Below are 22,559 nucleotides of genomic sequence, written 5' to 3'. Positions count from 1 at the left end.
GACCTGATTTGCATAATGGATCGGCAGCCGTCATCATGAGGCTGCATCATTACAGGAGACGTTATGCAGGAATTAATTGCTCAGGTAGAAGAGTTAGGCATTGAAATTAACCACACCACATCCCTGGTGATTATCTTTGGTATTATTTTTCTTACCGCCATCATTGTTCATCTTATTCTGCACAAAGTGGTGCTGCGCGCCTTTGAAAAACGCGCCCAGGCCAGCAGCCATTTGTGGCTGCAAATCATTACCCAGAATAAATTATTTCACCGCCTGGCTTTTACCCTGCAAGGGATAATTGTCAATGTTCAGGCGGTATTATGGTTGCAAAAAGGCAGTGAAGCAGCAGATATACTCACCACCAGTGCAAAGTTGTGGGTAATGGTCTATGCCCTGCTCTCTTTCTTCTCACTGCTGGATGTCATTTTCAACCTGTCACAAAAAATGGCAACGGCCTCGCAGTTGCCGCTGAAAGGGATCTTCCAGGGCATTAAATTGGTGAGCGCCATCCTGGTAGGTATTCTGATTATCTCCCTGCTCATTGGCCAGTCGCCCGCTATTTTGATTAGCGGTCTGGGGGCGATGGCCGCGGTGCTGATGTTGGTGTTTAAAGATCCAATCCTGGGTTTAGTAGCCGGGATTCAGCTCTCAGCCAACGATATGCTCAAGCTCGGTGACTGGCTGGAGATGCCGAAATACGGCGCAAACGGCACGGTAACGGATATCGGCCTGACGACCGTCAAGGTGCGCAACTTTGATAATACAATCACGACGATCCCCACCTGGGCGCTGGTATCCGATGCCTTTATTAACTGGAGCGGAATGTCAGCCTCTGGTGGTCGTCGCATTAAACGCAGTTTGAATATTGACACCACCAGCATCCATTTTCTTGATACGCAGGAGCAGCAACGGTTAATACAGGCTAAATTGCTTAAGCCCTATATGGCGGCTCGTCATGAAGAAATTACGCTGTGGAATCAGAAAAACGGTGAAGGCGAGTCGGTGCTTAACCTGCGCAAGATGACCAATATAGGAACCTTCCGCGCCTACCTGAATGAATATCTGCGAAACCATCCACGGATCCGCAAAGATATGACCTTAATGGTACGCCAGCTTGCCCCTGACGCTAACGGTTTACCGTTAGAAATATATGCATTCACTAACACCGTTATCTGGGCAGAATATGAAGATATTCAGGCCGATATTTTCGACCATATTTATGCCGTTGTAGAAGAGTTTGGTTTACGTATTCATCAATCACCGACCGGGAACGATATTCGTTCCCTGGCCGATGCATTCGTGAAATAACTCAGGCGCTGGCGCGTGAAATATAGCGCCAGTCCATCATCACGCGCTCCGTGGGCGTATCCGGATTGTCGATGTTGTTTAATAGCAGGTTAACCGCTTTGCGCCCGATATCCCGCGACGGCTGTTCGATGGTGGTTAATGAGATCATCTCAGCCAGTTCCGTTCCGTCAAAACCGACCACAGCGATATCCTGAGGTACGCGCAACCCTGCCTGCTCAATGGCACGCAGCGCACCCGCGGCGAGGGTATCCGACACGGCAAAAACCGCATCCGGCGGGTTGTCATCCGCCAGCAGTTTTTGCATCGCCACCACCCCGGCGTGATAGCTGAGATCGCTGGCGTATTCCACCACCTGATAATCCAGACCACGCAAATGCAGCACGCTCTTATAACCGCGCTCACGCAAACGGGCATATTTGTAGCTTAAATCGTGGTTGATCAGGGCAATTCGTTGACGGCCATTTTCCGCCAGTTGGCTGACAACATGCTGTGAGGCATCCACATCATTAATTCCCACGCAGGAAACGGCCCCGGCGTCGGCGTATTCCGCGCACTGCACCCAGGGCGCGTTGCCAATCAGGGTGGAGAGCTCCGGAAGTTTAGAGAAAGCGTCCATAGTAATAATGCCATCGACGATTTTGCCTGACAGCAGGCTTAAACCTGAACGGGAACGATCGATATCAGAGCCGGAATTGCACAACAGAATGCGATAGCCGTTTTTCTCGGCTTCTTCTTCAATCCCTTTTACCACTTCGGCACAGAAGGGGTTGGCGATGTTAGACACCATCACCAGAATCATGTAACTGCGGGCAGTACGAAGCTGGCGCGCCAGCAGATTGGGCTGGTAATTGCTCTCTTTGATCGCCTGCAAAACGCGTTCGCGGTTTTTCGCCTTCACGGTATCGCTGTTATTGAGCACCCGCGACACTGTCGCCACCGAGACTCCGGCCAACTGGGCGATTTTCTGAATTGACATAACGACGACACATCCTGCGGTTAGCGTTTTATGCAGGCTATCATAAATTCGTTGCCCGGCGAACCGGGCAACGCGTCATCGCACCACACGAACCCAGCGCTGCTGTTGATGGCTTTTTACTATTGCATCAATGATATACATCACATCTGCGCCATCATGGAAAGTGGCAAACAGCGGTTGTTCAGGCATCCTTCCTGCCAGTACCGCAGCGTAGAACTGCGCCATCATGTTTTTAAACGCGTCCGGCCAGCCTTCGATATGGCCGCCAGGGAAGTGAGCGCTATCGGCCACATCGGGGTTCATCAGGCCAGGATCGTCCGTCAATAGCTGGTTAGCCTGTGCGCGATGGCCAATCCACAACTGCTGGGGAACTTCCTGATCCCACGCCACTGACTGCTCGCTGCCGTTGATTTCAAACATCAGGCGATTTTTACGCCCCGCGCTCACCTGCGAAACGCTAAAACTGCCTTTGCTGCCGTCATCAAAGCGGAACAACACGGAACCGAAGTCTTCAGTGGTAACGGGTTTATCCTCATACTTCGCGTGTTCGTCGTGGCTGAACGTCTGATTACCCGCCATGTTCGCTTTCCGCGTCGGCCAGACGATGGAGAGATCGGCCATCACTTCGGTGATGCGTCGCCCGGTCACAAACTGCACCGTATCACACCAGTGGGAACCGATGTCCGCCACCGCGCGAGATGCGCCACCCAGAGCAGCATCAACGCGCCAGTTGTAGTCAGTTTCCAGCAGCATCCAGTCCTGAAGATAGCTCCCGTGGGAGGCAAACAATCGTCCGATATCTCCCGCTCGCATCATACTCGCCGCCTGGCGCACCATCGCAAACTGGCGATAGACAAAACTCACCCCGTGTACCACACCCGCCTGTTCAGCCAGAGCAACCAGCTCACGAGCCTCTTCCGGCGTCATGCAGAGCGGCTTCTCAGAAAACAGATGTTTTCCCGCCAGTAAAACCTGTCGGTTAATACTGGCGTGCAGGTGGTTTGGCGTGCAGTTATGGACCACATGTAGGTCAGGATGGGTGAGCAACGCCTCGACGCTGCCATAGGCATGCGGCACGTTCAGCGCCTGCGCTTTGTCCTGCGCGTCGGCAAGCGAGCTGTCACAGAGTGCGACAATCCGGACAAAACCAAGACGGCGCAGCGCCTCAATATGCGCCGGACCGATAAACCCGCTGCCAATAATGCCGACATTAATCATTCGTACCTCCTGCGGCAAAATCATCAAATGCGCGATCCGAAACCGGAATAATATGGCGGCGGATAAACTCACTGCCTTCCTGAGCGCCCGTTTCTCCCTCTTTGAGACAACACTCCCACTCCAGCACCGCCCAGCCGTCGTAGTCATACTGGGTCAGCTTGCTGAAAATGCCGTTGAAATCGATCTGCCCGTCACCCAGCGAACGGAAACGTCCGGCGCGATTGATCCACGGTTGATAGCCGCCGTACACCCCGCTTCTCCCGTTAGCCCGGAACTCCGCATCCTTAACGTGGAACGCTTTAATGCGTGAATGATAGATGTCGATAAAGGCCAGGTAATCCATCTGCTGCAATAGCATGTGGCTTGGGTCGTAGAGAATATTGCAGCGCGGGTGGTTATCAACCAACGCAAGAAAGCGCTCAAACGTTACGCCATCGTGTAAATCTTCCCCTGGATGCAACTCAAAGCAGACATCAACACCGTGTTCATCAAAGGTATCCAGAATGGGTCGCCAGCGGTTTGCCAGCTCGTGAAACGCCTCCTGAAAACGCTGCGCATTGTGTGGCGGCCACGGATAGAAAAACGGCCAGGCCAGCGAGCCGGAGAAAGTCGCATGTGCTCGTAACCCAAGCTTTGCCGAAGCCGCCGCCGCCTGCTTTACCTTCTCTGTTGCCCACGCCTGACGAGCGATATCGTTCCCGCGCACGGCGGCGGGCGCAAAGTGGTCAAATGCCTCGCGATAGATCGGGTTCACTGCGACCAGTTGCCCTTCCAGATGGGTCGATAATTCGCTGATCACCAGCCCGTGTTCCGCCAGTCGACCGCGAATATCATCACAGTAGCCCTGGCTCGCAGCCGCTTTCGCAACATCAAAAATTGCCGGATGGTTACACGGAATTTGCAGTGCTTTATAACCCTTGTTTGCAGCCCAGGCCGCCAGCCCGTCCAGCGAGTTAAACGGGGCTTGCGCACCGATAAACTGCGACAGAAAAATACCCGGTCCTTTTATCGTCCTCATAACACCTCCAGAAAATTACGCCTTGTCATCGTCATACCTGAACGAGAACAGGAAAATCAGTGCAATCACCGCCGCAGCCACCGCCGGGATCCACCAGAATGTCACCCAGGCTTGTGGCACGGTCTGGCCTGCCACCAGGCGGTTATACAGCGCACCGGAAATCTGCGAGCCAAGCAGCATCCCGATACCGTACGTAAACATCACGATCATACTCTGCGCCTGGCCTTTCACCTTTTCACCCGCCACACGGTCGGTATAGATAAAGCCCACCACAAAGAAGAAGTCGTAGCACACGCCGTGTAACAGAATGCCGAGATAGAGCAGGAAGCGCCCTTCTTCGCTCACGCCCAGCGCGAAGAAGGCGTACCGCACAAACCACGCCAGCATGCCGATCAGCAGCATGTATTTCACCCCCAGGCGGCGGAACAGCAGTGGGATCACCAGCATGAAGAAGATCTCTGACATCTGCCCAAACGACATTGCAGTACTGACGTCAGTTATGCCCGTATCAGCCAGATACGACGCGGTATAGGCGTAATACGTGCCCAACGGCACAGAGATCAGCATCGCGCAGAGTGAAAAGATAAAGAAGTGGCGTGTTTTGAGCAGGGCGAAGGCATCCGCACAAAACAGATCGCGAACCTGTACAGGCAGACCTTTTGCGGGTGCTGGCGTGTGTGGCAACGTCAGGCTATACAGTGCCAGTAACACCGAACTCGCCGCTGCCACCTGGAAGATGGTGACGCTTGATGCCACACCGGTTACGCCGATGAAAATACCCGCCACAATCCAGCCGATTGTGCCGAACACGCGCACCACCGGGAAGGTTTTATCCACGTTTGCCAGGCTATGGAACGCGATGTTGTTGGTCAGCGCCAGCGTCGGCATATAGCACAAGGTGTAGCCAAACAGCAGGCCAATCAGCAACGCGCCGTTTTCGGCGATCAACGCCCCAGGCACAAACCACAGAATCGCCGCGCCAGCGAGATGCATCACGGCCATCACCTTTTGCGAGGCAAAGAAGCGATCCACCAGCATGCCAAGTACAAACGGTGAAAGAATTGAGGCAATCGGCCCTGCGGAAAACGCATCGCCAATCAGCAAAGACATGTTGTGCTGAGTCATCACCAGGCCAAGCGTGACCGACCAGCTACCCCAGATAAAAAACTGCAAAAACATCATCAACGACAGACGCGGCACAAGAAGCCGGTGCTGCGCTATCGCCTTTCCACTACTTTCAGTTGTTGACACCATGATAAGCCTCGCCCATAAAAAAGTAATCGATTACAAAACAGCTCACATGAAAAGTAATCGATTACAAAATAAAGATCCTGCGGATCGAAACAGAAATGGGAGGAGAGTCACGATAAAGGTCGAGATCGATTAGATGGGCTGTATGTGGCGTTATGTTTTGCAGGGTCGGTAAACGGCTGGAAGGGCTGGTCTGAGACCCTCTCCCCCTTTGGGAGAGGGTACTACGCGCATTACTTTTTGCGCGACAGCGTAAACGCCACGAACAGGAAGATAACCCAGACAGGCAGCAACATCGCAGAAAGGCGCATGTCATCCATAGTGCACATCAGCACCAGAATCATCGCCAGAAACGCGATACAGATGTAGTTGCCTGCCGGATAGAGCAGAGCCTTAAACTGCGTGTCACGCCCTTTACGGCGCATCGCAGCACGAAAGCGCAGGTGCGCCAGGCAGATCATGATCCAGTTTAACAGTAGCGTCGCAACGACCAGCGCCATCAACAGGCCAAAGGCTTCTTTCGGCAGCAGGTAGTTGATCAGCACCACCAGCGAGGTGATTGCCCCGGAAAGCAGCAAGGAATTGACCGGCACACCACGACGACTGACACGGGTTAAGAACTTCGGCGCATTGCCCTGCACTGACAGGCCAAACAGCATGCGACTGTTGGAATAAACGCCGCTGTTATACACGGAAAGCGAGGCCACCAGGATAACGAAGTTAAGCGCAGAAGCCACCACGTTGCTGTTCAAATCGTGGAAAATCATGACAAACGGACTGCTGCTCGATTTCACTTCGACCCACGGGTAGAGCGCCAGCAGAACCACCAGCGAACCGATATAAAACAGCAGAATGCGGTACACCACCTGGTTCACGGCTTTTGGAATACTTTTGTGCGGATCGCGCGCTTCCGCAGCGGTGATCCCAATCAGCTCAAGACCACCAAATGAGAACATGATCACCGCAAGGGAGAGAATCAGCCCTTTCCAGCCCGTCGCGAGGAATCCGCCGTGTTTCCACAGATTATCGATGCTGGCACGCTCACCACCGTGGCCGGAGAAGAGCAGCCACAGACCAAAACCAATCATGCCGATAATCGCCAGCACCTTGATGAGCGCAAACCAGAACTCGGTTTCGCCATACAGGCGCACATTTACCAGGTTAACGGCGTTAATGATGATGAAGAAGGCTGCCGCCCAAATCCAGGTTGGTACATCGGGCAACCAGTACTGCATGTAGATCCCGGCGGCGGTCAGTTCTGCCATGCCCACCAGCACGAACATCACCCAGTAGTTCCAGCCGGAAAGGAAGCCCGCAAACGGTCCCCAGTATTTATAGGCAAAATGGGCAAATGAACCTGATACCGGCTCTTCAACCACCATTTCACCCAATTGGCGCATGATCAGGAAAGCGATAACCCCGGCAATACCGTAACCGAGCAGGACCGCAGGCCCGGCCATCTGAATCGCAGGACCAATCCCCAGGAACAGCCCTGTGCCGATGGCGCCCCCCAGGGCAATTAACTGAATATGCCGGTTTTGCAAACCACGTTGCAGCGTCGGAGTCTGTTCCGACGAGGCTTCAGAAATACCGTCTGAAGCGGATGACGCGTCTTTCACGCCCTACCCCTGTCTCTTTTTTCGAAGGGGCACGTTTTAACACTTCATGCTGGAGGTAGCAAGTTAAAGGCCCAGGAATGGATGGGGCATCCTTGCCCCTGATAACGAGGGTGGAACTCAGAATTCGTAGCCAACAGAAACTTTAAAGGTACGCGGCTCGCCCTGAGTCAGGTAAGTTCCCGAATCATCCACGGAGGCCCAGTAGTTTTCATTGGTTACGTTGTCGATGCCTGCGCGAACAGTCATCTGATTTTGGCTCTGGTTGACCGCAAAGTGATAGCGCATCCCCAGATCCAGCGTGGTGTAGCTGTCCAGCTTTTTAGTATTCGCCAGATCGGCATATTGCGAACCTGAATGATTAACGCGCGCAGTAGCCGTCAGGCCGTCAATCGGTTTGATGTCATACTCCGCCCCCAGCACCGCATAAAAATTCGGCACACCGATGGCATCGTTACCCTGATTCAAACCATTGTTGGTCTTGGTCAGCTCTGCCTGCAACCAGGTTGCACTGGCGTTCAGGCGCATCCCGAGCATTGGTTCGCCGAAAATATTCAGCTCAACACCACGGTTACGCTGCTCCGCATCCAGACCATAGTGCCTGGTCTCACTGTCGAGGATTGCCGACGGCATTTTGATTTCAAACAGCGCAAGAGAACCGCCCACACGGCCAAAGTCTGCCTTCACACCCACTTCATTCTGTCTGGAATGAACAATACCGGTGCTTTGACCATAGTTCGTCGCGGTATTTGGTGCAGTTTTACCCGGTTGTAACGCTTCGGTGTGGTTAGCATAAAGAGACAACGTTTCCCACGGTTTGTAGACCACGCCGTAAGTTGGCATCCAGCGGCTGCCATCAAAACCATCGGCATCGTTTTCCGCACCCGTGATTTTGTCATAGCCACGAACCACCACTTTCTGGTGGCGCGCCCCGGCGGTAAACAGCAGTTTATCGTCAAACACACCCAGCGTATCGCTCAACAACCAGCCCTGAGTACGGGTGCGACCACTGGTTAATGGATCGCTGTATTTTCCGCCCTTCCCGTTCGAGTTTGTGCTGTCCGGAGCATCAACACCGGTATTGTGGTAAATGTTGGTATACGGGTTATCCGCCGCCTTCGACATTTTCCACGCAATTTTTTCATTTTTGGTTTGCGCCGAGTACCCAACGTTGACCTTGTGTGACACAAAGCCGGTATTGAAGTTACCGCGAATACCCGCCATGCCGCTCACCGTGTCACTTAAACGGTTAGTATCCAGACGGCTGGTTGTCGCTTTGCCGCTCTTATCCAGCAGCTTCGGTGCACTGTAAAGACCTTCTTCATGCGCATGCTGCGCGCCAAGGCCGGTATATGCCGTCCAGTTATCAGTAATATCGTATTCGCTACGCCACATACCGAATTCGTTTTCGATATTGCTATAGGCCCATTTCTGCGAGAAGTTACGATCGTTTTTAGGCGGGGTTGGAATGAAATCCACCGCAGAGACGTTGACGCTGGTTGGGCTGCCGTGGAAGGTTTTCTTCTGATAGCCAACGTCCAGCGAGGTGCGGAAATTGTCGACTTTGTAATCCAGGCCCGTAGAGAGCAAGGTGGTACGACGGCGATCGTTCGCGATCGGGGTTTCCCCTTCACGATGAACCAGGTTAACGCGTGCGCCAAACTGATCGCTGTCACCAAAACGACGGCCCGCATCCAGCGTGGTTCCGATCTGAGAATCAGAGGTGTAATCCACACCCACTTTCGCTTGCGGTGTTTCACCGGCGTGCTTTGGCTCAAGGTTGATCATCCCGCCGACACCCGAACTGGCCGCACCGTTCATCAGGGAGTTTGCCCCTTTGAAAATCTCAATGCGGTCCACCATTTGCGCATCCACTACCTGACGCGGCAGCACGCCAGAGAGGCCGCCAAAGGTCATGTCATCGCCATCAAACTTCAGACCGCGGATACGGAAACTTTCTGCGCTATTACCATAGCCCTGCACATACTGAACGCCCGCATCGTTCGCCACCACGTCAGCAATGGTTTTAGCCTGCTGATCTTCCACCAGCTTGGAGGTGTAACTAATGATATTGAATGGCACGTCCATCGCATTTTGCTGGCCCAGCATGCCCATCCGTCCACCGTTTGCGACCTGCCCGTCAAGGAAAGCCGGGACAAGCTGATCGCCGCCCGCTTTGAAATCGCCGGTTGAAGCCGACTGGACGACAATGGTGTCTTCTTTTTTGGCATCCGCCGCAAAGGCGGAGTGCATCACCGTGCCGATAGCCAGCGCCAGCAAGGTTTTGTTCATTTTCCCGGTATATTTCATAAATAACTCATTAAAAACACGCGCAAAATTGGCCCGTCGCCGGGCCTTATTATTTATTTGAGAGCGATTCGAACAACGCTGTCCGGCCCGTTAGTGGAGTGGTCTTTGTTGAAAGCCTGCTTAACGGTGACGTACAGCGTTTGGCCATCCGCCGACAACAGTAGACTGTTCGGATTCGGTGGCAGATCCCAGGTTTGCTTCACAGCATAGGTGGTGGCATCCAGGCTAAGCAGTTTGCCGCTTTCACGCTGGGTGATATAAAGCTCATTGCGTTTAGCATTGAATTTCACCGCCAGTGAGTCGCCCACATCGAGCGGCTTGATCACCTCTCCGGTGTGGATATTCAGCACCAGAGTCGTTTTGGCTTTGGAGTTATCCGTGACAAACAGACGGCCAGTGGCGCTATCTTCCGCCAGGTTCAGCAACAGCGCTGGTTTTTCGCCGAGCGGCTTCCAGCGTTTTTCGATACGGTTGTTACGCGGGTTAATAACCAGAATTTCGCCACCACCGTTGGCCGCATAAAGACGACCTGTCTGCTCAGACCACAGCAGGCCGGTCACCCACTGCCCGGCATTTTTGATGGTTTTTTTCAGCTTCAGCGTTTCAGCATCGACTACCCAGATAACCGCCGGATCGCCCACGCCGCCGACGTACAGCACGCCGTCATGCAGTAAGATTTCACGTGCGCCAAACGGGAAACCTTCTTTGTTGCGCTCGGTGAACATCAGACGTTTTTTCACTTTGCCGTCAGCCGTACTGACTGCGCTAATGCCGCCGTCCAGAGAGTTGGTCACATACACAGTTTGACCGTCGGCGGACATCGCCATCGCAAAGTTCTTCATATCGGTATGGCTACGGCCAATCGTTTTCAGCGTGGCGGGATCGAGTTTGTAGATCACCCCGCCCTGCACATCTTTAAAGCCTTCGGAACTGGCGACGTAGAGCGCATCCGCTTTCGGGCTCAGAACCATTTCGTACAAGCCATCAGCCAGATCGCGTTTGATGACGCCCGTCTGTTCCGGGGCGGTTGCCGCTTTTTTTGCTTCAGGCGCAGGCACAGAGGTCGCGGTACGCTGAGTTGCACAACCAGAGAGAGAAACTGCAACAAGCAAAGCCAGCGCAGACATTTTTTTGGTCATCGGGAACATCCTTTACCGTTCAAGAGGTCATTCAGGCGGGGATTTGCGTCGCATGCTGCAGGCGATCTGATTGTGTTTACGGGCTGTAAGGCCAGTGCAAAGTCCACCGTAAATACTCAGTGTTCCTTGTGAGAGCAGTACTCACTGCTTATGCGGGAGATATCCATCAATGCCGCAAACACTAAAGAGAATGAGAACTATACTCATTATCTTTATGTAATCAAGTGTAAATCAAGGCATTGTGTTAAAACACAACCGGAATACCTGCTACTCCGGTCGCTGTTCGCTAATTTTTTGAACAGTAGAAAATGGGGGCGCCGCCATAAATAAAGAGATAACTGGAAGTATTAGCGCGGGTGATTTGCAAACTAATGCCACGATCGCGTTGCTGGAAGAAGTCTGGAATATAGCTTCTGTACGCCTCCACTCTTTTAGGCAGTGAATTTGTCTCGTCGGAAATCATGATCACCCTGTCCGCCTCTCTCCAGTAGTGAAACGTTATTTTATTGCTAATGGCGATAGGGTCTTTCCCCTTTGCGATATACTCACCAGAAGATTCATAATTCCCGACCCCTTGATTCAGGGTGTAATTCATAATCACATCAACAACGGAATTATCATCAACTATTGCTGAGTGAATTTCACAGCTAAAATTATTACGTTGATAGTGAATATATGCCGCCCCCAGTAACGGGGTTATAATTGCAATCACAATCAATAACCAGCACAATACGGTATTATTTATCTTCATGATATTGCTGCCTGTAAAAGATAGAGTTGCAATTTGCCTCGCCGTCTTTAGGATTACGATCGCAGGTAATCACCGATATTCCATGTTGCGCATGATTGAGTGTCAAATAGGCCACCATGCCGGGTTTACAGGTCACAGGATACCGTAAGGAAAGCGCGTCAAATGTACTGCGACTTTTATCAATATCCTGCCATGAAGAATACACCTCGCAACCACCAATATTTCCCATTTTGTGGTAATTCGTAAAAACAGACGCATCATCATTAAGCGTCATAAAAAAGACACCACAGGAGAAAATAAACATCGCCCCCGCCAGCCAATACGCAATGGATGAACGTTGTTTAACGACGGGTGTTTGCGCGCAAGGTTCAATGATATCAGCGATTTTTTCTGTCACGATGGCCACTGACGGGGGATCATGTGGCATCAGAAACTCATCGCGATCTCCCACACGCAGTGAAGCAACGGACTTAAATCCCTCCTTAGGAAGGGTCTTAATAATATCATCCGCAAGTCCGGCGGTTTTCAATGCCTTGCGAATAGACGCAATGGTTTGATAAAGCGCATTAGTGGTGACGACCGCGCCCTGTCTCTCCCAAACAGCCGAAAATAAAAAGCGCTGCGTAAGCACCTGTGTATTGTGTTCAAGGAGTTGTAGCAGGCACTCACTTACCGGGCCGTGCAACGACACGGAGCGTTCGGGATAGCCTGCCAAAGGCCCGATGCGGCGCATTTCCGGCTCAAAAAGCAGCATGTCATTAATCAGATACACTTTTGTCATGGCTTAACCACGGATAGCACCTCGGGAGATATTCTTTTCATCGTCATGCCATCTGCGCGACGACAAGAAATCTGATTCAGAACTTTATCTCTACTAATCAATAAATTGTAAGATTCCCACTCTTTATCTTACCCTCGTATAACCGTCAGTATTCCAGTCATAATTCAGTATAAATCATATAAGTTCACTCCTCTTACTGACGCCATCCCCTTACTCTCATGGCATCACCTTGCATAAGTGGGAGACTGATGAGGACAATCTCATGAATCAGCATTTAATTCCAACTTGTGTTATAAATTTGAAACTTAATCTTGAGCAATAGGTTATGTAAGCATAATTAGTGAATTACAGCGCCAAAGGCGACGAGTACAGAATTTAATTCCACCAATACCATTTATGCAAACAAGAGCACCATAAACAAAGATTAAACAGCCCATTTCTTATAGTGCATAGGGGTGTGTATTGGAAAGCATTCGTAGCAGCCATATAATCCGCCACATAAAAGATAAGGTTTATTGCCATATTCGAATGCAGGGGTACAAGGCTACTTTAATAAACGCAGGCAGGAATGAGATGAGTTATTCTCTATATGGATTTATGATTGGTGATGAAATTCACTTCGACATTCTTAATCGCAGATTGTACCGCTTGGCCGGTTGTCATACGGATAAAAGTATCACTTTTGCATCACTTTATTTTAATGAGACAATGCTGAAGTTATTTTTATATCTTCTGGAGCATGGCAGAAATACGCCTGTACCCAAAGAAGAGTTATTTGAGAAGATTTGGGAAGAAAATAACTTAAGCCCTTCTACACAGAGATTATGGCAAGTTCTCCACAATTTGAATGACAAACTCAATCGACTGGGGTTACCCGGCGATTTTATCAAAAACATCAGAGGCCGAGGCTACATTGTGAATTACCATGATGTCACCCCAATTTATTATAAAATGAGTGAGCGTCTGTCTCACTCAGAAAGATAAAGAAGAGAAAATAGATACCCTGAATGAGTGATGTCAACCAGGGGTTTTGCCCTAAGCGAATAAGCGAGGGGCTTTTTTTTCTCATCTTCCCGAAACCACCAATTAATTTCTCAATGTTCAGAGACATAGCACAACAATATTGTTAATCGACATTCGTCGACGCGGGAATAATATATGAGAATACTCAACCGTTTTTTAAATTTAAACGTTAGCAGAAAATTATCATTCGGCTTTGCAACCATCTTACTGGCTACCCTTGCTATCCTGGCTTCTGGGCTCGTTGGCTTACTCAACATTCAGGACAAGGTTGTAAAAAATGGTCACACTGCAGACCTGTTTAACACGCTGTCGGTGGTACGCCTGGCGCGCACCAATTTTCAATACACGCTTGATCAAAAGTACCTGGATCAGACGAATGCTGCCGCGCAGCATATGCAGCAATTAGTGACAGACTTAAGTTCTCTGACATGGGAACCAGGCGGCAAAGCGGCCGTTGATGCCACGGTAAATGCCGTGAACAGCTACATTGAAACGCTTACCCCCTTCACCAAATCGCTGTCTGCCAAAAAAGAGAGCGAACGTAAACTCGACACAAAAAATCTCTGTGATAACTCAGAGATAGCCTCCAGATTAAGCCGGGGCAACTCTCTGCCTCCTCAGCAGACGCTGGTTGCTGCGCAGGTTGCTTTTATTATGAGCGACATCGATTCCCAGGTTTCACTGTATAAACAACATCCTACAGATGAGCTCAGGCAAGGAATTCTGACACGCATCGCCGCTGCCAAAGCCGATTCAGAGCAACTTTTACAAGTCGTCGCGGAGGATCAAAAACCCTGGCTACAGACCGGCATCACCGATATGCAGTCAATTGCTGCCGAACTGGAAAACTTTAAACAGGTCTGGACCGCTCAGTCGACGCTATCTGAAGCCTTAACCGGCAAAGCACTGGCATTAACCCAGGCCATTCAGGCGCTTTTTACCAGCCAGCAACAAAAAGTTGCTGATACCGTCGACAGCGTCCAGATGCAAATGAGCGCTGTTGCGGCGGCAGGTATTGCTTTAGGCATCTTGCTGGCAATGGGCATTACCGTATCAATCACCCGGCCACTCAGTGAAACGTTGCGTGTCGCGGAACAAATCGCCAAAGGCGATCTGACCAGCACGCTAACCAGCACCCGCCGTGATGAGCCTGGCCTGCTAATGCAGGCGGTTTCTGAGATGAACGAGAATCTCAAGAAGATCATTATCGACGTTCGCAATGGAGTGAGCAGCGTTTCGCAATCCTCGACTGAAATCGCCGCCGGCAATATGGATCTCTCCGCACGAACGGAACAACAGTCTGCCGCTGTGGTGGAAACCGCTGCCAGCATGGAAGAACTCACCTCAACCGTTGCGCTAAATGCGGAAAATGCTAACCATGCGCGCCTGCTGACCGAAGAAGCATCGCAGAAGGCCAGCGAAGGAAGCCAGATCTCGCTGAAAGTCATCGACACCATGAAAAACGTGCGCAGCAGTTCGCACCGGATTTCTGAAATCACAACCGTGATTAACAGCATCGCATTCCAGACCAATATTCTGGCACTGAATGCCGCCGTAGAAGCCGCGCGGGCTGGCGACCAGGGAAAAGGGTTTGCTGTGGTCGCCGCCGAAGTAAGAACGCTCGCCCAACGTAGCGCTCAGTCGGCAAAAGAGATCGAAAGCCTGATTAAGGAGTCTGTCGTCCATGTGGATACCGGCTTTAGCCTGGTGGAAAACGCAGGCGATGCGATGTCTAAAATCGAGATGTCAGTGGCCCAGGTACGCGACATCATGAACGAAATAGCCGCTGCCACCGGCGAACAAAGCCGGGGTATTTCACAAATTGCACAGGCCATGGCTGAGATGGACACCACCACACAGCAAAACGCGGCTCTGGTGGAAGAGTCCTCCGCTGCTGCGGGTTCACTCGAAGAGCAGGCCATACAGCTTGAGAATGTGGTCGCTATATTCCAGGTATCAAAAGATCCGGAGGGGCGCGATGAACGACGCAGAATGAGCAGAAGAAACATCGCCAACACTGCCGCCGTTAAACGTGTCCAAACCAACGACCAGGCTGACTGGGTTAAATTCTGATAATGAACCTCTCGCCTGGAAAAAGTACGCTTTCCGGGCGGAAGCGAAATGAAGGTAAGCCATGAATACTTTACCCAAAAACCCACCCGCAACGCTTTCAGGTCTCAGTGCTTTCCTGGCGCGTTTTTTTGGCAGGCGACGACTCTCACCCTTTATTCCGCCAGCAAAAGCTCTGAACCTCGCGATCCATTCGCACCAGATCGTGCCGTTTTATCAGCCCTTTATCGACGGGAAAACAGGTAAGATCGCCGGCGTGGAGGTGCTCGCCAGATGGAAACACCCTCTTTATGGCTACATTTCACCTGATATTTTCATCCCTGTGGCGGAGGAGAATAACCTTATTGCGCCGCTGACTCACCAGTTGATACAGCAGGTTATTTCAGATCTCCAGCATCAGATTCAGCTTTTCCCTGACGGGCTGTATATCTGCATTAACCTCAGCGCCCATAATTGTTTCGATCCCCATTTCGAGAAAGATACTGTCGAGCTTTTGCACCGACTCGCCGCCAGTCACGTTCATCTGGTTATCGAAATCACGGAAAGACACCCAATGCATTTCACACCACAGCTAAGCGAGTGGTTTGCGACTTTAAGAAAATCCGATATTTCTGTCGCACTGGATGATTTTGGAACAGGGTATTCGAATCTCTCTTACATTTACGCCCTGAACCCTGAATTTATCAAAATTGACAAATTATTCGTCAGCCAGATTGGCGAAAACAGCGATACTCGCCTGGTTGACAGCCTTATCGAGCTGGTGAAAAAAATGCATTTGACCATCATCGCTGAAGGCGTGGAAACGCAGGCCCAAGCTGACTACTTACGGGCGAAGAATATCGACTTCCTGCAAGGGTATTATTTTTGTCGGCCGATTCCGGCAAATGAGTTGATCAGGATGGTGGCTGAGCAACGTGAGTATGCCTGTTAATGCGAGGATGACACCCGACGGGTGGAGGCCGGGTTGTTTATCAGTTTTTCCGCAGGCCTGATGGGGCGGCGGACCAATTCTCCACCGCAGTTTGGGCAGATACCGGCCAGTTTTCCCTCCGCGCAGGTGACACAAAAGGTACATTCAAACGAACAGATCCGGGCATCGCTTGATGCTGGCGGTAGGTCACAATCACAGCACTCACAGTTGGGGCGTAATTCAAGCATCGAAGTCTCCGGGAATACCCCCTTTCGGACAAAGGGGCGTCATACTGCAATTCGTCTTCAGATATTGGCTCTCTTAGCCTGGCTGAGAACCTCAGAATATACCAATAAATCAAGGTTATTCTTTTATCACACCCGACTGGTGGGCAATGTTTCAGGCGAAGTCTGCGTCAAAAAACCTGCGCCTTACCGGTGATATCAATGCGCACCGACGCACCAGGATGCCAGCCCGCTTGACTCACTGTTTTCAGCGTCAGCGGAACGGCTTCGCCAGGTATCGCAAGCGTGAGCGTTGATAAATGCCCGGTAAAATCAACATCGATAATCGAGATTACGCTTTCATGTGGTGAACATGGCGTAATGACCAGTTGTTCAGGTCTCAGCATCACCCGCCCTTGCCCCTTTCCCTGCGCAGGGTCCGTAAGGACCTCGCCCAGTAAGCATCGTGCTCGTCCAGCGGAAAACTGTGCGGGAAGCACCAGCGCATCACCGAGGAACAGTGCGGTTTCTTCATCAACCGGTTGCGTATAAACCTCAAAAGGCGTACCCACCTGGGTAAACCGACCGGCACGCATCACGGCGACCTGCGTGGCAAATGACAGAGCCTCGTTCTGATCGTGCGTCACCAGAATAGACGCAACGCCAGCTTCGGCAAGCAGATCGGCTGTTGCTTTGCGCGTCATTGCGCGAAGCCCGGTATCAAGGGCAGAAAACGGCTCATCTAACAGCATCAGCGAAGGACGCTGTGCCAGTGCACGAGCAAGCGCCACACGCTGCTGCTGCCCTCCGGATATTTCATGCGGCCAGTGTGTGGCAAGCTCCCGGTCCAGCGAAACCATCTCCATCAGCGCCATGACACGCTGTTTTTTCTCCTGACGGGTTCCACTTAGCCCCCAGGCAATATTGTCCACCACATTAAGATGGGGAAACAACGCACCTTCCTGCGGAACAAATCCAATACCGCGCTGATGCGCAGGGACAAACAGCCCTTCGTCAAACAGCGTTCTTCCCTGCATGACAATACGGCCCGTGTCCGGCGTTTCAAACCCGGCAAGGATCCGCAGCAGCGTGGTTTTACCGGAGCCAGAGGGCCCCACAATCGCGGTTCTGCTGCCAGGGGCAACAGTCAGATTGAGATCCACAAGTACCTGCACGTCAGCAAAGGATTTCGAGATCGACGTTAATTCAAGCATGTCAAAGCCCTGCGATTTTTTTGGATTGCATATAAAGAATACCGGTCAGCGGCAGCGAGATCAGGATCATCAGCATGGCGTAAGGCGCTGCGGCGACATAATCGATCTCACTGGTAAGCGCCCAGAAACCGGTTGAAAGCGTGCGTGTTCCCAGTGGGGAGAGCAACAGCGTTGCGGTCAGTTCATTACTGACCCCCAGGAACACCAGCGCCGCGCCTGCCGCCGCACCCGGTGCAGCCAGACGCATCGTTACGCTCCATAAGGCTTTCGCGGGTGAACTGCCCAGACTGCGCGCAACGTTTTCCAGCTCAACCGGTGCTTGTGCAATCCCGGCACGCAGGTTGATGAGTGCTCTGGGCATAAACATCAGCAGGTATGCGAGAAAAAGCGTTACCTCTGTCTGGTAGATGGGGCGCGCATAATGAATGGTCACGGTGACCAGCGCCAGAGCAGTTACAATCCCCGGCAGTGAACTGGTGATGTATATACACCCTTCCAGCATTCGGAAAAGGCGGTGCGGGTAACGTATCCCCAGCCAGGCAATGGGAATAACGCATACTGTCGTCAACCCCGCGCCCCCCAGCCCCAGCATCAGCGTCTGGCGCAGGGAGAACCAGAGATCGGCGCTCATCCAGTTTTGAATGCCCCCAAGCCATATCCATCGGCAGAGCACACCCAGCGGAACGCCCAGCGCAAGAACGATCAATACAATAAACAGCAATTGCCCCAGCACAGCCATAGTGCGACTCAGCGGCCAGCGCTTTTGCTCACGCGCGGCTCCCGCACCAATCCGGGCATAGCGCGCTTTGCCACGTGTCGCCCCTTCCAGAAGAAGTATTGCCAGGCAACACAGCGCCAGAACCCCTGCCAGCATATTGGCTGCCGGGCCACTAAAAGTGGACTGAAACTGGTCATAAATAGCAGTGGTGAACGTGTCAAAACGGATCATGACAAACAGGCCATACTCTGCCAGCAAATGCAGCGCGACCAACAGCGCACCACCGCAGATCGCGAGTTTTAACTGCGGCAACACCACGCGGAAAAAGACGTGCCAGGGCGGTGTTCCTAGCGAAGCGGCGACATCTTCAAGCGTAGGATCCAGACGGCGCAACACCGCAGCCACCGGCATAGAGATAAACGGGTAGTACGCCAAAACAGAGAGAAAAATGCCAGAAGAGAGGCCATGCATCGAAGGAACAGCACTGACCCAGGCATAACTCTGGACAAACGCCGGGATTGCCAGCGGCGCGACCGCAAGCGCAGACCATACCCGACGGCCCGCCAGCGTGGTACGTTCCGTCAGCCAGGCAATTGCCACGCCCAGGATAATACAACCGGGAACCGCCAGCGCGGCCAGCCACAGCGTGTTGCTGAGCAACTCAGCAACACGCGGGCGAAACACCAGAGCCTTAATGGTTTCCCAGCCGGTCTCTATGCCTGTGGCAATAATAAAACCCAAAGGCAAAAGCGCCAGTAATGAAAACAGCACCGCTAACGCGACCATCGGCAAAGCAGGACGCCTGCGCGCGGGCTGGCGCAGGCTATTTTTACCGAGGGTGAGACTCAGACCAGACATAAGGCGTTCACTTTACCCGTTGGATCACAGCAGACCAGCTTGCGTCATCAGATCGATGACTTTCTTGCTGTTGAGCGAAGACGGTTCAACTTTCGGCGCATCCAGATCCTTCAGAGGAACCAGTTTCGGGTTGGACGCTGCATTAACACCCACGGCATATTCAAACGCGTCGTTGGTTTTCAGCAATGTCTGTCCTTCTTTACCGGTGATCCATTTGATGAATGCCTGCGCCTGCTCTTTGTGCTTACTGGAAGCCAGAACACCACCACCAGAGAGGCTCACAAATGCACCGGGATCTTTATGTTTGAAGTAGTAAAGCTGGGTGTTTTTGCTGTTTTCACCCGTTTTGGACTGATCCACAAAACGGTAATAATGATAGATGACGCCGCCGTCAATCTGACCCGCATTGACCGCTTTCATCACGGTACTGTTACCTTTATAGGCAACAAAGTTGGCTTTCATCGCTTTGAGCCACTCCAGCGTGGCCTTTTCACCTTTCAGCTCCAGCATCGCGCTGACAATCGCCTGGAAATCAGCCCCTGACGGAGACGCAGCCCAACGCCCTTTCCACTCAGGTTTTGCCAGATCCATCAGAGAAAGAGGCAATTGTTTTTCACTGAGTTTTTCAGGGTTATAGACAAATACGGTGCTACGTGCCGCAATACCAATCCAACGACCATGAGCCGGACGATATTCCGCAGGAACCTGCTTTAATGTTTCCGCATCTAATGGTGCGAACAGTTTTGCATTATCGACCAGCACCATTGCCGGCGAGTTTTCTGTCAAAAAGACATCCGCGGGAGATGCACTTCCTTCCTGAACAAGCTGATTCCCCAGCTCACTATCACCACCATTACGCAGCGTCACCTTAATACCGGTTTCTTTCGTAAAATCATCAACCCACGACTTCACCAGGTTTTCATGTTGCGCGTTGTACACCACAATGCCTTCATTATTCTCTGCTGCAACTGATTGAGTTGAAAGGAGAATTGAAGACGATAATAAGGCGAGAGAAAAGCATGACAATAAGCGAGAATTCATGGAAATATCCTTAATAAGCCCAGGTGAATAACAACATACAGTCGAGTGAAAAAGATTAAAGCATATAAAAACGCTAATGATAATTACTATCACTCAACATAAATCGTAAAAGTGTAAAATACTTTAATAGCTGGGTTTAAAGTGATAAAAATCCAATTAGAAAAAGTGTTCAAATAAAATATTAGGAAAGCCTTAAGGTGAAGAAATATTACCTAAATTCATTAGCACTCTATTTATTTTGGACCTTCTTATTTAACGCATGTATTCCCTGAAATACTGTGCCCAGGGCCGTAATACACATCCTTTGACCTCCACTGCCCTCCCCTTTTTTACCTTCTCACGAGTGAGTTTTGATACAAAACCGTTACACATGCAAGCTGTCTAAGACTCGCAGATTTCTTCTGATTCGCTTGTCAGTCACTGGCTACCTGCGCTTCGTGAAAGGTCTGTTTTGACATCATCGTCGTCATCCACGTCACAGGACGGCAAAAGAGGCAACAACAGTCCCACTCAATGAGAAACATTATTCCCAAATTTAATACAGGACATATTCATCATAATAATTAATTCGCTCCCCAAATAAACCTTTTGCATTCCCTTCCTAAAAATAACGAATTGACAATGATTAAATCTCTTAATAGCCTACTCAGCCTGTCGGCCAGTCTTATTATTAACGCCTGCACAAGAACATTACTCCAGTGGAGCAATTTCATTATCTTGCCATCGGCTAAATTATGGATTATTAGCCAATAATTATATAAAAATTAAAAGGAATTTTTCGTGCGTGTGATTCAGCCCGCCCTTTATAGCAGCGTCATTTTATTTTCTGTCCTTCCCTCTGGATATAGCGCCCCATTAGCTGACGAACAGCTTATTCGCCAGCAGGAAAGCCAGCGAGCCCGCGAAGCGCAACTGACGCCGCCCGTGCATGACGTACGACTTTCATCCAAGAACGTCATCTCAGAACAAATTGATTTCCCTGATGAAATACCGTGTTTCGCTATCCGGCAGGTAACGCTACAGCCACGTGAAAAATTACCCCACTGGCTGCCGCTTCAGAAACTTGCCGATCAGGCAACAGGTCACTGCCTCGGTGGAAAAGGGATTAATGCGCTAATGAGCGTATTACAAAACCGACTTGTCAATCACGGTTATGTCACAACGCGAATACTTGCACCTAAGCAAAATCTTAATTCAGGTAAGCTTACTCTTATTATTTTACCAGGCACTGTCCGGCATGTGAAATTCACACCACAAAGCGGACGTTATGTTTCGCTATTAAATAGCTTCCCGGCTAAACCGGGTGCGCGACTCGATTTACGCGATATTGAACAAGGTCTGGAAAATTTATGTAAGTATCCCGGCAAAACGGACCATTCACTTTTAGAGATCATCCGGCATAATCAATCTGCCAACGAAGGAGATCGCTATGCTTCGCATGGATAACGGCCCGGAATTTATCTCTCTGGCACTGGCTGAATGGGCAGAGAAATGTGCAGTAAAACTGGAATTTATCCAGCCGGGTATGCCGACGCAGAACGCTTTCATTGAGCGCTTTAACCGGACATACCGTACGGAAATACTCGATTTTTATCTGTTCAGAACGCTGAATGAAGTACGGGAAATCACGGAAAAATGGTTGTCAGAATATAACAGTGAACGCCCGCATGAATCACTGAACAATATGATGCCGGAGGAATATCGATAACACCATTATTTGGCCGGGATCTCAAAAAATGCATGGAACTAAAACGGGTCTATTTACAATCAGGCTGGCAAAAAAATAGATGCCATTTTTGATAATCATGACACAAATACGGTACAAGGAGAAAATCAGACTGGATTGAAACTTGCGTAACTTACTGAATTTAATGGTACGCCCTGTAGGATTCGAACCTACGGCCTACGGCTTAGAAGTTCCTGGAACTATCTGAGCTAACAACAACTTACCCCATCACCACGGCGCTCACACGTCCCATCTTCGAAAAAGATAGAAATTGGTCGAAAGGCATATAAAAGCCTTTGCGTCCCATTTTTGTCTCACATCACCGGACAATCATCAAACTCTCCAACCCGCGCATCGTTAATGATGTACGCGTGTACTGTTCATGCATACAGTGTTTACAAATCGGG

Annotated in this window: 18 protein-coding genes and 1 pseudogene; 6 read left to right on the top strand and 13 right to left on the bottom strand. The window is 50.9% G+C overall.

Annotated features, from left to right (window positions below; all coding sequences use genetic code 11):
- Nucleotides 1-63 precede the first annotated feature (63 nt).
- A complete protein-coding gene (locus HV346_RS05545) occupies nucleotides 64-1,308 on the top strand; it encodes a mechanosensitive ion channel family protein (protein WP_181622565.1) in 1,245 nt (414 codons plus the stop codon).
- Nucleotide 1,309: 1 nt separating this feature from the next.
- Here HV346_RS05545 and HV346_RS05540 read toward each other — a convergent pair whose 3' ends face one another.
- From HV346_RS05540 to HV346_RS05500, 9 genes are all read right to left on the bottom strand, one after another.
- On the bottom strand, nucleotides 1,310-2,284 hold the full coding sequence (locus HV346_RS05540; RefSeq protein ID WP_181622564.1) for a LacI family DNA-binding transcriptional regulator: 975 nt from the start codon (nucleotides 2,282-2,284) through the stop codon (nucleotides 1,310-1,312).
- A 75-nt stretch (nucleotides 2,285-2,359) separates the two neighbouring features.
- Nucleotides 2,360-3,502, bottom strand: a complete 1,143-nt coding sequence (locus HV346_RS05535; protein ID WP_181622563.1) for a Gfo/Idh/MocA family oxidoreductase — start codon at nucleotides 3,500-3,502, stop codon at nucleotides 2,360-2,362.
- Nucleotides 3,495-4,520, bottom strand: a complete 1,026-nt coding sequence (locus tag HV346_RS05530; RefSeq protein ID WP_181622562.1) for a sugar phosphate isomerase/epimerase — start codon at nucleotides 4,518-4,520, stop codon at nucleotides 3,495-3,497. The genes HV346_RS05535 and HV346_RS05530 overlap by 8 nt, the downstream gene beginning before the upstream one ends.
- Before the next feature lie 15 nt (nucleotides 4,521-4,535).
- Nucleotides 4,536-5,774, bottom strand: coding sequence for an MFS transporter (locus HV346_RS05525; protein WP_181622561.1), 1,239 nt, complete (start codon nucleotides 5,772-5,774; stop codon nucleotides 4,536-4,538).
- Between the two features lie 230 nt (nucleotides 5,775-6,004).
- Nucleotides 6,005-7,390 (bottom strand): phenylalanine transporter, encoded by a 1,386-nt coding sequence (gene pheP, locus HV346_RS05520; RefSeq protein ID WP_181622560.1) that lies wholly within the window; start codon nucleotides 7,388-7,390, stop codon nucleotides 6,005-6,007.
- A 117-nt stretch (nucleotides 7,391-7,507) separates the two neighbouring features.
- On the bottom strand, nucleotides 7,508-9,697 hold the full coding sequence (locus HV346_RS05515; protein ID WP_181622559.1) for a TonB-dependent siderophore receptor: 2,190 nt from the start codon (nucleotides 9,695-9,697) through the stop codon (nucleotides 7,508-7,510).
- Between the two features lie 53 nt (nucleotides 9,698-9,750).
- Complete coding sequence (locus HV346_RS05510; RefSeq protein WP_181622558.1) at nucleotides 9,751-10,836, bottom strand: hypothetical protein; 1,086 nt, start codon at nucleotides 10,834-10,836, stop codon at nucleotides 9,751-9,753.
- Between the two features lie 286 nt (nucleotides 10,837-11,122).
- Complete coding sequence (locus HV346_RS05505) at nucleotides 11,123-11,587, bottom strand: hypothetical protein (protein ID WP_181622557.1); 465 nt, start codon at nucleotides 11,585-11,587, stop codon at nucleotides 11,123-11,125.
- Nucleotides 11,574-12,368, bottom strand: coding sequence for a winged helix-turn-helix domain-containing protein (locus tag HV346_RS05500; RefSeq protein WP_181622556.1), 795 nt, complete (start codon nucleotides 12,366-12,368; stop codon nucleotides 11,574-11,576). The genes HV346_RS05505 and HV346_RS05500 overlap by 14 nt, the downstream gene beginning before the upstream one ends.
- Nucleotides 12,369-12,941: 573 nt before the next feature.
- On the opposite strand from HV346_RS05500, the gene HV346_RS05495 reads away from it, so the two are divergent.
- The 3 genes from HV346_RS05495 (at nucleotide 12,942) to HV346_RS05485 (ending at nucleotide 16,392) form a co-directional block, all read left to right on the top strand.
- Nucleotides 12,942-13,352: a winged helix-turn-helix domain-containing protein gene (locus HV346_RS05495; protein ID WP_239006273.1), complete on the top strand. Its 411-nt coding sequence runs from the start codon at nucleotides 12,942-12,944 to the stop codon at nucleotides 13,350-13,352.
- A 174-nt stretch (nucleotides 13,353-13,526) separates the two neighbouring features.
- The gene (locus tag HV346_RS05490; RefSeq protein WP_181622555.1) at nucleotides 13,527-15,464 is read left to right on the top strand and encodes a methyl-accepting chemotaxis protein; all 1,938 of its coding nucleotides are present in this window, start codon (nucleotides 13,527-13,529) and stop codon (nucleotides 15,462-15,464) included.
- A gap of 61 nt (nucleotides 15,465-15,525) precedes the next feature.
- The gene (locus HV346_RS05485; protein WP_181622554.1) at nucleotides 15,526-16,392 is read left to right on the top strand and encodes an EAL domain-containing protein; all 867 of its coding nucleotides are present in this window, start codon (nucleotides 15,526-15,528) and stop codon (nucleotides 16,390-16,392) included.
- Here HV346_RS05485 and HV346_RS05480 read toward each other — a convergent pair.
- The 4 genes from HV346_RS05480 to HV346_RS05465 form a co-directional block, all read right to left on the bottom strand.
- Complete coding sequence (locus HV346_RS05480) at nucleotides 16,389-16,619, bottom strand: DUF1272 domain-containing protein (protein WP_181622553.1); 231 nt, start codon at nucleotides 16,617-16,619, stop codon at nucleotides 16,389-16,391. The genes HV346_RS05485 and HV346_RS05480 overlap by 4 nt on opposite strands.
- A 167-nt stretch (nucleotides 16,620-16,786) precedes the next feature.
- On the bottom strand, nucleotides 16,787-17,809 hold the full coding sequence (locus HV346_RS05475) for an ABC transporter ATP-binding protein (RefSeq protein ID WP_181622552.1): 1,023 nt from the start codon (nucleotides 17,807-17,809) through the stop codon (nucleotides 16,787-16,789).
- Nucleotide 17,810: 1 nt separating this feature from the next.
- A complete protein-coding gene (locus HV346_RS05470; protein ID WP_181622551.1) occupies nucleotides 17,811-19,385 on the bottom strand; it encodes an iron ABC transporter permease in 1,575 nt (524 codons plus the stop codon).
- Nucleotides 19,386-19,409: 24 nt separating this feature from the next.
- Nucleotides 19,410-20,426, bottom strand: a complete 1,017-nt coding sequence (locus tag HV346_RS05465) for an iron ABC transporter substrate-binding protein (RefSeq protein ID WP_181622550.1) — start codon at nucleotides 20,424-20,426, stop codon at nucleotides 19,410-19,412.
- Between the two features lie 780 nt (nucleotides 20,427-21,206).
- Between HV346_RS05465 and HV346_RS05460 the strand changes: the two genes are divergently transcribed.
- Together HV346_RS05460 and HV346_RS05455 are read left to right on the top strand one after the other, a co-directional pair.
- Entirely contained in the window at nucleotides 21,207-21,872 is a 666-nt protein-coding gene (locus HV346_RS05460; protein WP_181622549.1) for a ShlB/FhaC/HecB family hemolysin secretion/activation protein, read from the top strand.
- Nucleotides 21,859-22,134: pseudogene (locus tag HV346_RS05455) on the top strand (integrase core domain-containing protein); the annotation flags it as partial. The gene HV346_RS05460 and the pseudogene HV346_RS05455, both read left to right, overlap by 14 nt.
- Between the last annotated feature and the right edge of the window lie 425 nt (nucleotides 22,135-22,559).

Source organism: Enterobacter sp. RHBSTW-00994, assembly GCF_013782625.1.
Classification (GTDB): domain Bacteria; phylum Pseudomonadota; class Gammaproteobacteria; order Enterobacterales; family Enterobacteriaceae; genus Enterobacter.
The sequence above is the reverse complement of the archived record's forward strand: the minus strand, read 5'-3'. Positions and strand labels throughout refer to the sequence as shown.